The sequence below is a fragment of the Chitinophaga sp. genome, from assembly GCF_039596455.1.
Classification (GTDB): Bacteria; Bacteroidota; Bacteroidia; order Chitinophagales; family Chitinophagaceae; genus Chitinophaga.
Map to the genome: position 1 here is coordinate 462,158 of NZ_JBCNJR010000002.1, position 14,295 is coordinate 476,452.

The window sequence follows — 14,295 nt, forward strand, 5'->3', positions numbered from 1 at the left end:
TTATGCATACTGTTTGGCAAACTTCATGAACAATTGCGCCAGCTTGTCTTGCTGGCCCTGCGGGTACACAAACTGGTATTTCCGCAGCAGCCTGAAATCTTTCACCGGTATGATCCTGAAATCTCCTGACTCCAGCTCGTGCTGCACGGCCTGCAGGGAAATGAAAGCCGCGCAGGGCGCATGGTGCAGGTAAGATTTGATGCTTTCCGTGCTGCCCATGTACATAAGCACGTTCAGGTCAGACAGTTTCAGTTTTATTTTCTTCAGCTCGTCCGTGATCACTTCCAGCGTACCGGAGCCATGCTCCCGCACCAGCAGGGGGATCTTTTTCAGCTCTTCCGGGGAGATGCCCTGTTTGTATTGTTTAAAAGCCGCGTTGCTGATCAGCGCAATTTCATCTTTCGCAAATTCCACGTACTTCAGCATGGGGTCTTTGGAGTGGCCCTCCGTAATGCCCAGCTGTATGCTTTTGTTCAGCAGCGCCTGCTGTATCTGCTCGGTATTGCCATAGGTGAGTGAGGTGCGGATGTCTGTGTACTGCTGGTTGAAGCGGGCCAGCAGGGGAGGAATGAAGTATTGCGCCACCGTGGTGCTGGCGCCAATATTGAGCACGCCGCCCTGCTCATGTTTCAGCTGGTTGATGTCAAATTCCAGGTTGCGGTAGCTGGCAAAGATGTTGCCGGTATGGTGCAGCAGTATTTTGCCCGCCTGCGTAACCTGTATCTTGTTGCCGATGCGTTCAAATAGCGCAATGCCCAATTGCTGCTCCAGCTCATGGATGTGTTTGGTAACCGCGGGTTGCGAAATGAAGAGCTCTTCTGCCGCCCGCGTAAAGCTGAGGCGCTTTGCAACCGTATAAAAAACTTTCAGCCTGAAATCGAACATGCGCTAAAGGTACAATTTAAAGAGAATAAGGCCGGCATTTGTGTGCCGGCCTTATCTTATCCTCAACTGCCTATAGCAGGGTCACTCATGCCTTCCCGCCCGTTCTCCGCGCGGCCGGCGTAGCGTTGCTCAAAGCCGGCGTCGCCTTGTACGGTCACGCTGAAGTCGTACCAGTGGTGGCTTTTCTGCAAGGGTAAATGCACTGTTTCCGTGCCGCCCTTTGCCAGCTGGCGGGTGATCTCTTTGTTGCCATACGCATTGTCCCGTATCACTACCGTAATGGGTGCTGCCTGTGTGTTTTCCAGCTTCAGCTCCAGGGAGCCGGAAGGTTTTTTGCTCCTGGCGTCCAGCTGGTCATGGCAGCTTACCTGTAATGCGGGCTGTTTGCCTTTGAACTCCCGGAAGAAACCGTTAGGGCCATGCAGGCGCAGGTGGTACTGCCCGTTGCTGAAGGCGTCGGCCGGCCAGCTATAGCTGAGCCTGTCCCCGCGCTTCACGGCAAAATGCCAGTTACGGCAAACCTCTTCGCCGGTTTTGTCTTTATAGGCCACCGGTGCGTATACGGTGAACGGTGAGCCGGCGCCTTCTTCTCCCAGGTGCAGGGCGGCGCTCATTTCAATGTCAAAGCTTTTGGTGGCCGCGTTCCATTTCCCGTCTGCCGCCAGCTCGTAAGGCAGCGCGGTGGACGGCCGCTGGCCCGGCTCCTGGTGGGTGACCGGTTTCAGCGTGAGCCTGGCCGCTTCTTCGCGGGAGAGTTTTTTATAGCCGGAAGGCGCTTGTTTGAATTTGGCGTTGTAGATGTCTTTCACCATCTGGTCACGGTCAAGGAAGGGAATAGGCGGCGGTTTGGTGCCGTCAAACGGCGTGAAGGCCGCCGTAAGGTCTCCGCAGATGGTGCGGCGCCATTCGCTGATGTTGGCGGAGCGGATGTTCTTGTTGAATTTCCGGTTCACGAACGTTTCCAGGAACTGCAGGGTAGAGGTGTGGTCAAATACCTGGGAGCATACCTTGCCGCCGCGGCTCCAGGGAGAGGCTATCAGCAGCGGCACCCTGAAGCCAAGGCCTACCGCGCCTTCGCGCGCGGCCTTTTTAGGCACGCCCTGTTTCAGCTCGTTCTCCAGCCGCACATGTTCTATCTCCGTGTCTATACCCGCAGACACCTTTCCGGTACCGGGTTTGGACAGGTCAGGGATGGAGAAGGGAGGCACGTGGTCAAAGTAACCGTCGTTCTCATCGTACGTAACAATAAAGATGGTCTTTTTCCATACCTCCGGGTTTTTGGTGAGAATGTCCAGCACTTCAGACACGTACCAGGCGCCATACCAGGGAGCGCTGGGGTGGTCTGAAAAGTTTTGCGGGCTGGCCAGCCAGGATACAGTGGGCAATTTGCCTTCGTTCACGTCTTTCCTGAACTGGTAAAACAGATCGCCGGCGGGTACGGTCACTTCACGGGCTGCCTGGCCGTCTTCATATTTCAGCTGGGTAACGGTGCGGAAATCCGGATCACCTGAATTCACTACAAAAGCGCGCTCGTGCAGGCTCTTTTCTTTCCCGCTCAGTTTTTCAAAGTTCGCCTTGTTCCATTTGGCCAGCTCGGCACGCGCATTGTCAAGCGCTTCCTGTTTTTTGCTGATGTCTGTTTTGATCTTTTTAGCCGCCGCTTCATCAGAAGGCGTGGCTTCCTCCAGCTTGTTGATCTCGCCGGGCAGCGTGTCCACCAGTATTTGCAGGTTCTTCACATAGCGGTCTGTAAACTTCACCTGGTAAGGCTCGAAGAATTCCAGCAGGTTGCAGCCGAAGTTGGCCAGCCAGGATCTTTCTTCGCCTTTGAACCCGCCGCCGCAGCTTACGTCGTTCTGGTAAAACTTCCAGGCCACGCCGCTTTCTTCCAGCAGTTCCGGGAAAGAGCCCCAGTTCAGCTTGCCGTAGCTGTAATCGTTATTACGGATGTGCGCTTTGGGCAGGCCGTTCTCATCATGCATGATCTTGCCCGTCCAGAAAAAGGAGCGGTTGGGCGTGGTGCTGGTCATGGCGGAGCAGAAGTTCTGGTCGCACACCGTGAAAGCGTCTGCCATGGCGTAGTTGAAAGGCAGGTCTTCCCGCGTGTAATACCCCATGGTCAGCGGCATGTCTGCATATTGTTTGTTGCCCGGTTTTTTGGCGGGCAGCCATTTATCATACTTGCCCAGGTTGTTGGCGTCTACCTGGCTGGCGCGGGAGTGGGGCAGGTCTCCCATCCAGGTTACCTTGGTGTCTTTAATATCCAGCCGGAAAGGCCCGTAGGTTTCTCCTTTCTCATTGGTCTGCAGGTACACGGAATTTTTGTTGGGCAAGGTGATAGCCCGTGGGTCGTTCCAGCCGCGCACGCCGCGCAGCGTGCCGAAGCAGTGGTCAAAAGAGCGGTTCTCCTGCATGAGGATCACTATATGCTCCGCGTCCAGGAAGGTGCTGCCGGGCTGCGGGTCAATGGCCAGCGCGCGCTGAATGGAGGCTGGCAGCATGGTTGAAACGCCGGCGGCGCCGGAGAGCAGGATCGATTTCCTGAGAAATTCCCGTCTGGTATCCATATATTTTAAATGGTTTTAAATGTTATGAAACATTTTGAAGGCCAGACAAAATAATAAAATAACCAAGTGTAAGTAAAAAAAAGTGATTAACGGTATGTTACGTTTTGTCACCCCATTCCGGCACGCGCGTGTCTTAGCTGCAGGTTAATGTTCAGACCATTAGCCGGAATGCCTATGGTAACAAATATACTATGCAGGGCAGCTGCAGTACTGCTCATCCTGTCATTTGCAACATCCCGCTCCTTTTCCCAGGAGCTGCTGTTCATGCATAACAAAACCCTGGACGCTGAAGCGCTGGTTTACGCTACGAACGCCTATGGCTACTACCCGGGCATTCAAAGCTTCAGCCAGAGCCACGTTATCACCAGCAACAACTATCAGTATGCGGTGTATTACAACAAAGACCGCCGTGTTTGCCTGGGCAGGCGGGCGTTGCCTTCCGGGGCCTGGGAAAGCCTGGTGTTCACGGATTACCTTTTCACCACGGTAGATTGCCATAATGTGCCGGTACTGGGAATATCGGCGGATGGAAAGATACATCTGTCGTTCGATCATCACGTATCACCGCTCAAGTACCGGGTTTCTATTGCGGGTGTGGCCAACAGCCCGTCCAGCTACACCTGGGATGAATCCCTGTTTGGCGCCATCACTGATACGCTGCCGGGTACCGGCGTTCCCCAGAGCGCTGTTACCTATCCTGCTTTTATGGCCACGCCGTCCGGGAATCTTCAACTCGTGCTAAGATTGGGAAATAGTGGCAATGGCAAGGAGAGGCTGTTTGAATATGATACGGCCACCGGCAACTGGACTGACCTGGGGTTCTTTACCTCATCGGCCGGCACTTACACGGGGCCGGTTACGGATGGTGCGCACCGCAATGCTTACCGGGACGGTATGGGGTATTTTGGCGGCAGCAGGCTTCACTTCCTGTTCACTTGGCGGGAAACGGGAGACGTACAATCTGAGCACGATATTATGTATGCCTATAGCGACGATGAGGGCAGGACCTGGAAGAATAATGCGGGTACTGCTTTTGCCAGTACAGGTACTGATCTGATAGGGCTGGCGGACACCGCGGCCGTCATCTATCCGCTGGGCCAGCAGCACGGGCTCCTGAACCAGGAGTATATGGATGTAGACCGGCAGGGCAGGGTGCACGCGTTCAAAAAACATATGCTTGCCTCCGAGGCCAATGCCGCCAGCTGGACGGATGCCAGCAGCAAATCGAAGACCTATCATCATATGCGGAATACAAGCGGCGTATGGTCTACCCAACTGCTGCCTTTCAACTCCTATCGTGTCAACATGGTGGCAGACAGCAGCGGAACATTGTACGCGGTAACGGGTAATAACCTGGATGTATGGACAGCAACGGCCGCCAGCGGGTATACCGATTGGGCATTGGCGTATCGTCATAACCAGTCCGGGATATATGCGGGAGAAACCATTGCGATAGACCGGGAACGGATGAGAACATCCAATGTACTCTCTGTGCAGGTACAGGAGAAATATACGGCCAGCGGCCAGCCTTCCGCCATCCGCACCATAGAGTTCGGCCTCTCGCCGGAACCTGCCATTACACTGGACAATACCACTGCGGAAATAACAGGCGCCTGGAACGCTTCCGCAGCGGTGCCGGACTATTACGGCGCCAACTATCATGTGAGGGCTTCCGGCGGTTCCGGGGCCAACTATGTGAAGTGGCGGGCCACCATACCGGTGGCCGGCAACTATTCGGTGTACGTCTGGTTGCCGGACGGTCTTCCCAGCCGGGCCACCAACGCAAAATATGTGGTGTATCACAGCGGCCTGAATACAACTTATTATGTAGACCAGACGCAGCCCGGCGGCGGCTGGATATTGCTCGGAACGCATGCCATGACAACCCTTTCAACCGGTAACGGGGTGGTGATGCTGACAGATGAAGGAGACAGCCAATACGTTATTGCAGATGCCGTCCGCTTTGTAAGGCAGCCGGATTCCGCCGGTTTCCGCCAGGCCCAGGCGCCGCCTGCTCCGCTGTTATTGTCCGGCAAAAGACAATTGCAGGGGATCCGGCTGCTGTGGCAGGCGCCACCGGCAGCAGGCAATTCCACTTACCAGCTGTTACGCTCCGGGGATGGAAAGAATTTTGAAGTGATCGGCCACATCCAGGGCACGCCTTCCTCCCTGCCGCAAAATTATACTTACGTGGACGAAAGGCCGTTGCCCGCTGTTAACCACTATCGGCTGCGGCAGACAAACGGAGGGGTGATCATGAAGGAATCCTCCGTGTTATCCCTGGACGGCGCCGGCATTATCCGGTCACTGCAATTGTGGGCAACCAGGAATGGCGAAGTGCATGCCATGTTTGAGGCCCCGGCAGCATCCCAGGCGCATATGAGGATTGTTGACCTGCTGGGCCGGGTGCTGGTAAACAGGGTATTTACGGTCCAGAAAGGCTATAATACTTACGTGCTGCCTTCGGCAGGGCTGCCTGAAGGAGTGCTGGTAGCGGAGCTGCGTATAGGAGCTGAAAGCAGAACGCTCAAGTTCGTCAAATTCCAGTAGCCGGAAAAAAATGCGCGCTTGTCACCCGCTTTTTGCGCTGAGGTGTCTTACGATAAGTTATTCAATATGGAAAATTTAAACCCTTTTGAGAGAGCAGATATGATTTTCAGGTATCTGCAGGATGAGCTGAACGATGAAGAACGTGCCATGGTAGAAGAATGGATGGCGCTGGATGAAGATAACCGGGAGCTGGTGGAGGGGTTCCGGAACAGCGAAGCGGTGGAAGAGGAGCTTGCCTTGCTTTCTTCCGCTGAAAAGGGCAGGGCCTGGGAGCGGATCGCTGATCTGACCGGGAATGAATCCAGGGTGGTCCGTTTGCGGAGAAGGAGGCGCCTTTCATTATCCGTTGCAGCGCTGGCGTTGGTCTGCCTGGCTGGTGGAACATTGTTCTGGCTGGCATCCGGGAACAAGGCTGGAAAAGAGACGGTGCAGGCAGAAAAGAGGGACAGCATATCCCCGGCAGGCACGGGGAAAACAACGCTTACCCTGTCTGACGGCTCCGTTATTGCGCTGAATGAAGTGAGCGACGGTGCGTTGTTTGAAGACAGCACGGCCAGGCTGGTGAAATCAGGCGGGCAGCTGGTGTACCAGGACAAGGCCGCCAACAGCGGTCAGCTTGCCGCTTATAACACCATCAGCACTGCTGTAGGGGGCATGTACCGGGTGGTGCTGCCTGATAAAAGCAAGGTATGGCTGAATGCCGCTTCCTCCCTGCGTTACCCTACCGCTTTTCATGACTCCATCCGGCTGGTGGAGCTGAACGGCGAAGCCTATTTCGAGGTAGCGAAGAACAGCAGCATGCCGTTTGTGGTCAGCGCCGGCGGAACAAAAGTGGAAGTAGTAGGCACACATTTCAATGTCATGGCTTACCGGGATGAAAAAGAAACCAGGACAACCTTGCTGGAAGGTGCAGTGATAGTGAGCGACCATACCGGTAAAAAGCTGATGAAACCCGGTCAGCAGGCCATTGCAAACAATGGTGTCCGGCTTGTGGAAACGGACACAGAGGCGGTTGTAGCATGGAGACAGGGTTTGTTCCATTTCGAGAATGCGGGCATAGAACTGGTGATGCGGCAACTGGCGCGCTGGTACGATATAGAAGTAGTATATGAGAAGGAAGGAACGCCGGAGATCCATTTTACCGGTATTATTTCAAGGCATACATCTTTACCGGAAGCCATCGAAATGGTCAATGTGTCGGGAGATTTGCAACTGGAAATACAAGGAAGAAAAGTCATTGTAAAGGCGGCAAACAAAAAATAACAGCGCCATTTCGCGTTTTTAATATTCCATGTTATGAAATCAATGCTATTATTCTGGAAGGATAGCACTATCAACCAATTATCATTTAAATTATCGCTGCCGATGAAGATGGTGTTTGTACTGCTCACAGTGGTTTGCCTGCTGGCAAGCGGAAAAGTGTCTGCGCAGGATGTAACCATTTCAGGGCAGCAGCTGCCATTGAAAACTGTCTTTAAGGAGATCAACCGGCAGAACGGCTACCTGTTCATATTCAGTGAGGAAATGCTGAAGGGTGCAAAACCCGTGAACATACATGTTGTAAAAGGTTCACTGGAGGAGGTGCTGCGGATCTGCTTTGACGGCCAGCCGCTCACTTACCAGCTGATCGGCAAAACCATCGTTGTAAAACGGGCGGCTGTTGCGCAGGCAGCTCCGCCGGCCGTTGTGAAAGGGAAGATCTTGAATGAAAAAGGCGAGCCTTTGCCGGGCGTCAGCGTCAGGCTCAAGGGCGCCGGTGCCGGAAGTGTCAGTGATGCGGGCGGGAACTACGAAATAAGCCTTCCTGCCGGTCAGGCTACATTGATCTTTGCCAGCCTGGGGTACAAAAGCAGGGAGGTTGTTGTCAGGGCGCCCGGTACCCACCACATCACCCTGGAAGCGGACATAAAGCAGCTGGAAGGAGCCATCGTGATCGGCTATGGGACCGTGCAAAAGAAAGACCTCACCGGCTCCGTCAGCCGCGTGAACGTGGCCGATTTGCAGAAAGCCCCTGTTATTTCATTTACGGAAGCGCTGGCGGGCAGAGTGGCGGGCGTGGTGGTCTCTTCTAACGACGGTCAGCCGGGCAACAGCCAGCAGATCGTGATCCGCGGGGCGGGTTCTTTAACGCAGAGCACAGCTCCCTTGTATGTGATAGATGGATTTCCCGTAGAAGATTTTGACGCGCGTTCATTGAACAACGATGACATTGCAACCATCAACGTGCTCAAAGACGCTTCCGCTACGGCCATTTACGGAGCCAGGGCCGCCAACGGCGTAGTGATCATCGAAACAAAAAAGGGGAAGACGGGCAAACCGGTGATCACATTCAACGGCCTCTACGGGTTCAATGAAACAAGAAAGCAGATGGAGCTGATGAACCCATACGAGTTTGTGCAGCTGCAATATGAAAGAAGCCCGCTCGGCACGGCAGCGCGGTATTTCACAGATGGCAGGACGCTGGAATCTTACCGGGACGTGCAGGGAATTGACTGGGCGGATGAGGTGTTTGGTCCCAGTCCGTACAGCATGTATAACTTTGCGGTCAGGGGCGGATCGGAACAAACAAAGTACTCCATTTCAGGCGCTCTCAACAAAAGCCAGGGCATTATTTCCAATACCGGCACGCGGCGCTACCAGGGGCGTATTGTTGTAGACCAGACCATCAACGCCAAATTGAAGGCCGGCGTGAATGCGAACTACAGCGATAATTCCAATTCGGGCATTGTGGCTGCTTCTTACGCAGGGAGCAATACCACATCCTACCTGTTCTCCAACATCTGGGGATATCGCCCCGTTAACAGCGATCCCAATAAAGACCTGCTGGAAGCGGACTACGACGATCTTGTGGTGAATGCGGACAACGCCCGTTTCAACCCCGTGGTGGTGGTGCAGAACACCAATCGTGAAAGCATCGCCAAGGAGCTGTTGGTCAACGGTTATTTGCACTATGCCATCAACAGGAATTTCGATCTGCGCATCACCGGTACGGTCAATAACCGTTCTTCAGAAAATAAGAATTTCTACAACTCCAAAACCATCCAGGGCTCTCCTTTCAACCCCTTGAACGTGAGAGGCGTGAACGGCAATGTAATGTATGCCGAAACCAACAGCTGGTCTAACGAGAACACCCTCAGCTACCAGAAGACCATTCACGGGAAACACCGCTTCAACGCAGTAGCGGGTTTTTCATTGCAAAGCAGCACCAGCAAACTGCACGGCGTATTTGTTCAGAACATCCCCAACGAAGAGCTGGGCTATTCCGGGTTTGACGAAGGGATCGCTTATTCCAGTCCCGCTACCAGCAGCAAGTTCACGCTGGCTTCCCTGTACGCCCGGCTGAACTACAACTACCGGTCTAAATACCTTTTCACCCTTACCATGCGGGGAGACGGCTCTTCGAAATTTGCCCGCGGCAACAAATGGGGGTATTTCCCTTCCGCCGCAGTGGCATGGAATATGGCGCAGGAACCTTTTTTCAAAAAGCTGCCTTTTGTATCGGAATCAAAGCTCAGGACCAGCTTCGGTTATACCGGCAATAACCGCGTCACTGATTTCGCCTACTTCGCCAGCCTGGGCATGCCGAATACCGCCGCCTACTCCTGGAACAACGCCACGCCGCTAAAAGGGATCGTGCCGCTGGACCTCGGCAATCCCGGCCTGAAGTGGGAGGTGGCGGAGCAGCTGGATATAGGGTATGACCTCGGTTTGTTCAACGGCAGGGTGGAGCTGACCGCCGAAGTGTACCGGAAAACAACGAATGATCTTTTGCTGAATGCGCAACTGCCCGGCACCACCGGGTTTCAGACCGTATTTAAGAATGTCGGCAAGCTCAGGAATGAAGGGCTGGAATTGAGCCTTAGTACCGTGAACATCGATCATGAACATCTGAAATGGAGCAGCAGCTTTAATATCAGCTTTAACCGCAATAAAGTGCTGGCCCTAACAAAAGGGCAGGACAAGCTTTTTTCATTCGTCGGTTTTGAATCCCAGTACAATACCACGCCTTTGTACATTGCGCAGACGGGCCTCCCCGCCGCAATGTTCTATGGCTATATTTTCGATGGCATTTACCAGTACGAAGATTTTGATAATCCCCAACCCGGGGTGTACAAGCTGAAAAGCGGCATACCAACAAACGGCAACGCCAGGGATGTGATTCAGCCCGGTGATATCCGGTACCGCGATCTCAATAACGACGGTACTATTGACAGCTATGACCAGACCGTTATCGGCACCGTGTTCCCGGTGCATACCGGAGGGTTTGGCAATAACGTCAGCTATAAAGGATTTGACCTGCATGTGTTCCTGCAATGGTCTTACGGCAATAACGTCTACAACGCCAACCGGATCTTGTTTGAAGGCAATGCCACCGTGCGGCCGGAGATGAACCAGTTTGCCAGCTATAACAAACGGTGGACGCCCGATAACCCCAGCAACACCCTTTTCAGGGTAGGCGGGCAGGGGCCGCTGGGCCGTTATTCAGACCGGGTGCTGGAAGATGCTTCCTATCTGCGTTTAAAAACAGTTTCGTTAGGGTACAACATTCCGGCTGCTATCCTGCAGAGATGGCGTATGAAAGGGTTGAGATTGACCGCGTCCGCGCAGAACCTGCTTACATGGACGAGCTATTCAGGCATGGACCCGGAAGTATCGTCCCGCCAGTCAACGCTCACCCCCGGATTTGATTTTTCCGCATATCCACATGCGCGTACACTGGTTTTCGGTTTAAATGCCACATTCTAAAACATAATAAACAAGGTGATCAGATATGAAGCGGATTTCTTTGATGTTGCTTGTTCCAATGCTCCTGGCAGGAGGGTCCTGCACCCGTTTCCTGGATACGGTACCTACCGATCAGCTGTCTCCCTCCACGTATTATAAAACCAAAGATCAGCTGACCTCCTCCCTGATAGGTGTGTATGACATGCTGGGCGCCAGGAACCTGTATGCCCGCCATTATACCTGCCGGTTGGGCATGGAGGCCGATGAAGGGTTCTACAATACGGACGCGGTAGTGACCGGCCCGCAGGTCTACAATTTTTCTCCCTCCGATTCTTATGTAGGCGGGTTATGGAACGACCTGTACATCGGCATCAACCGGGCCAATAACCTGCTGGCCAACGTGAACAATAACCCCCAGATAGACGCCTCGTTCAGGGAGCAGGTAAGGGGAGAAGCGCTGTTCCTGCGCGCGTATTTTTATTTTCTCCTGGTGCAGCATTTCGGAGGCGTACCATTGATCCTGACGCCAACAACCGGGAGCGGGGAAATAGAAGTACCCAGGGCATCTGCAAAGGAAGTCTATGAAAAGATCATCCAGGACATGGAGGAGGCGGAAACGCTCGTGGCGCCGCTTCATACACTGGGTTTCGGAGGGAGGGTCAGCAAGTCTGCCGCAAGGGGCATATTGGCGCGTGTATGCCTCTACATGGCCGGGTATCCGCTGAAAGACGCTTCCAAATATGAAAAGGCTGTTTACTGGGCTAAGAAGGTGATAGACGATGCGGAGGAAGGGCATATGCTGAACGCGGACTATGCACAGGTTTTCATCAACTACGCGCAAGACAAGTATGATATCAAGGAGAGCATCTGGGAAGTGGAGTTCTGGGGAAATGTTTCCGGCTCCTATGATGAAACAGGGCAGATCGGTGCGTGGATAGGCATTGCATCTACCAATACCAACCTTATCGGTTATGCTTACGGGTTCATCAATGCAACGGCTAATCTGTACAAGTCTTACGAACCGCAGGACGTGAGGAGAGACCTCGCCATTGCCCCCTATAAATACACCGCCGCCGGGGGGAAAACAAACTACACGTCAACAAAAGACGCTGACCTGTATACCCGCTATGTAGGGAAGTACCGGCGGGAATGGGAGCTGGTGAAACCCGGCTCCGCCAATTCAACGCCCACCAATTTTCCGCTGCTGCGTTTTTCTGATGTGCTTTTGATGTACGCCGAAGCTGAAAATGAGCTTCATGGAGGCCCTACGCCAGATGCGCTGCAGGCGCTGAACCTTGTCAGGGGAAGGGCAAAAGCCTCTTTGTACACCGGCGCCAATACGATCACCGACAAGAATGAGTTTTTTGACAGGATCGTGGATGAACGGTCAAGGGAATTATGTTTCGAAGCATTGAGAAAGCCAGACCTGTTACGTTGGGGTATTTTCATTCCCGTCATGAAAGGCGTGGCCACCGCCATGTCACAGCACGGGGCAACCGGGTTTTATTCCCTGGCATACCGGAACGTGAACGAAAGGCATTTGCTTTTCCCCATCCCTTCTAAAGACCTGAGCCTGAATGCGGCGCTGGAGCAGAATCCTAACTGGTGATTAAAAACGATATGATGAAGCATCTGTATATAATAGCCGCCGGTCTTTTTTTGTTTGCCGGCTGCATGAAGAAACTGGAAGTAAATGAGCCGGTTTTCGATGTGAAGGTGGAAAAGCCCACCTGGCGGGCCGGGGAGGAAGTGAAGTTCCGCCTGGCGGGCAACCCTGACCTTATTTCATTTTATTCCGGAGAACCGCTGCATGACTATGCTTTTGCCGCCGGCAGGATCGTTGAAACGGCGGGCCTCGATCTGTCTTTTAATACCAGTGTGGAGTTTGGAAAACAGGCAGACCAGCTAAGTGTGATGGCTTCTGTAGATTTTAACGGGGGCACGCGGTTTGAAGATATTACAGCCGCTACCTGGACGGATATTACAAGCCGCTTCAAGCTGGCAGGCAGCGCCACGTATACACCTTCCGGGAAGGCAGATATAACGGATCTGAAAACGGCGGGAAAACCGCTTTATCTTGCCTTCCGGTACAGGGTGAAAAATCCGTCCGTGTACGGTACAGGCAATGTATGGAGGGTCCAGAACTTCCTGCTCACCGCTCAAACTTCCATAGGGGCCATTCAACTTGGAAGCATGCTGAATGGCGGGTTCAGGATTTTTGATCAGATGCCGGACATTGCGCCATCCCGGTCTACCATTTCCGCCACCACCCTTCAGCTGATAGCCCCGGCACTGGCAGATTCTACCAGAACGGTAGACACCGAATGCTGGATTGTCACCAAAGGTATGGAAACAGGCGACCTGGATTACGGCCCGGACAGGCCGGCATCTGTTAAAGGGTACGCTGACCCGGCAGTGACGGAGACCGTTTATGTATATCCACGGCCGGGCAAGTACAGGGCCGTGTTCACCGCCTTCAACGCAAATATTGCCGGCAGTAAGGAAATGGTGCGGGAAGTGGAAATTGAGATCGTTCCCTGATGGCACGGGAGGTTGTGAAGAAGTTGATTATATTTATATACGCCATATACGGGCATTGAGCATACAAACATGAATTCCAGTTATAAAAACGTTTGACATGCAGAGAGTTCCATTAGAAGCAATTTTTAATGAATATTACGACCGGCTTGTCTATTTTTCTTTCAAAATAGTGAATGATAAACAAGACGCCGAAGATGCGGTGCAGGAAGCATTTGTCAAATACTGGAACAATAAGGAACGTATCTCCGGCGAGCAGGGCATGATCAAAAGTTACCTCTATACCTCTGTCAGAAATATCAGCCTGAACATTGTACGCCACCGCCGCGTAGTAAAAGACTTTGAACAGCAGCCCGTTTCCCCCACGGAAAAAGAAGAAGAAGGTGTGATCAACAAGATCATCCAGACGGAAGTATTAACAAAGATATGCGCAGTGATGGCTTCTATGCCCGACGGGTGCCGCAAGATATCCTGGATGGGATATATTGACGGAATGAAGAACAGGGAAATTGCCGACGAGCTTGGTGTTTCCATGAATACAGTTAAAACGCAGAAACAACGGGGCGCTAAAATATTGAGGACAAAGCTCATTCCGGAATAAAGCTTTTTTGACATCCGGTGGAAGCATGCCTGATAGGTGCCCTCAATAGGGACAGTCCCGATTTTTGAAAACTTACACAGTTACTGAGATAGTCCCTAATTTACCGGAAAAATGCCGGTCGTACATCGGTCGCCTTTCGGTGTTTCATCGTATATAAGCTGTGTATATACCGTCTATATCTTGTGTTCCAGTTGTGTATATCTTGTCCCTATATAGACACGGCTCATTCATGGCTGAAGAACCATTTTCGTGTAATTCTCCTGCAACAGGAATAGGTTGTTCATTGCTGTTTGGGGGCATGAATGATAAATATGCTCCCACAACTCACAACATGCATCCCGTATTTTAATGTTCAGGAACGATAAACAGGGATTCATGCGCCGAAAAGCACGTTTCACCGCACTTGTGCGGAACGCGTTAGTTCCTGTT

At 52.9% G+C, this 14,295-nt stretch carries 8 protein-coding genes; 6 read left to right on the forward strand and 2 right to left on the reverse strand.

The window, feature by feature from the left end:
* On the reverse strand, nt 1–885 hold the full coding sequence (locus ABDW36_RS11635) for a LysR substrate-binding domain-containing protein (RefSeq protein ID WP_343702071.1): 885 nt from the start codon (nt 883–885) through the stop codon (nt 1–3).
* Nucleotides 886–947: 62 nt separating this feature from the next.
* On the reverse strand, nt 948–3,452 hold the full coding sequence (locus tag ABDW36_RS11640; protein ID WP_343702072.1) for a phospholipase C, phosphocholine-specific: 2,505 nt from the start codon (nt 3,450–3,452) through the stop codon (nt 948–950).
* A gap of 174 nt (nt 3,453–3,626) precedes the next feature.
* On the opposite strand from ABDW36_RS11640, the gene ABDW36_RS11645 reads away from it, so the two are divergent.
* The 6 genes from ABDW36_RS11645 to ABDW36_RS11670 all read left to right on the forward strand — a co-directional run bounded on the left by ABDW36_RS11645 (nt 3,627) and on the right by ABDW36_RS11670 (nt 13,866).
* Nucleotides 3,627–6,002, forward strand: a complete 2,376-nt coding sequence (locus tag ABDW36_RS11645) for a BNR-4 repeat-containing protein (RefSeq protein WP_343702073.1) — start codon at nt 3,627–3,629, stop codon at nt 6,000–6,002.
* Between the two features lie 66 nt (nt 6,003–6,068).
* Nucleotides 6,069–7,265, forward strand: a complete 1,197-nt coding sequence (locus ABDW36_RS11650) for a FecR domain-containing protein (RefSeq protein ID WP_343702074.1) — start codon at nt 6,069–6,071, stop codon at nt 7,263–7,265.
* A gap of 102 nt (nt 7,266–7,367) precedes the next feature.
* Nucleotides 7,368–10,748: a TonB-dependent receptor gene (locus tag ABDW36_RS11655; protein WP_343702075.1), complete on the forward strand. Its 3,381-nt coding sequence runs from the start codon at nt 7,368–7,370 to the stop codon at nt 10,746–10,748.
* Nucleotides 10,749–10,773: 25 nt separating this feature from the next.
* Nucleotides 10,774–12,336, forward strand: a complete 1,563-nt coding sequence (locus ABDW36_RS11660; RefSeq protein ID WP_343702076.1) for a RagB/SusD family nutrient uptake outer membrane protein — start codon at nt 10,774–10,776, stop codon at nt 12,334–12,336.
* A gap of 11 nt (nt 12,337–12,347) precedes the next feature.
* Nucleotides 12,348–13,268 carry a DUF5017 domain-containing protein gene (locus tag ABDW36_RS11665; protein ID WP_343702077.1) on the forward strand — a complete coding sequence of 307 codons (921 nt, stop codon included), beginning with the start codon at nt 12,348–12,350 and terminating at the stop codon, nt 13,266–13,268.
* A 97-nt stretch (nt 13,269–13,365) separates the two neighbouring features.
* On the forward strand, nt 13,366–13,866 hold the full coding sequence (locus ABDW36_RS11670; protein ID WP_343702078.1) for an RNA polymerase sigma-70 factor: 501 nt from the start codon (nt 13,366–13,368) through the stop codon (nt 13,864–13,866).
* Nucleotides 13,867–14,295 lie beyond the last annotated feature (429 nt).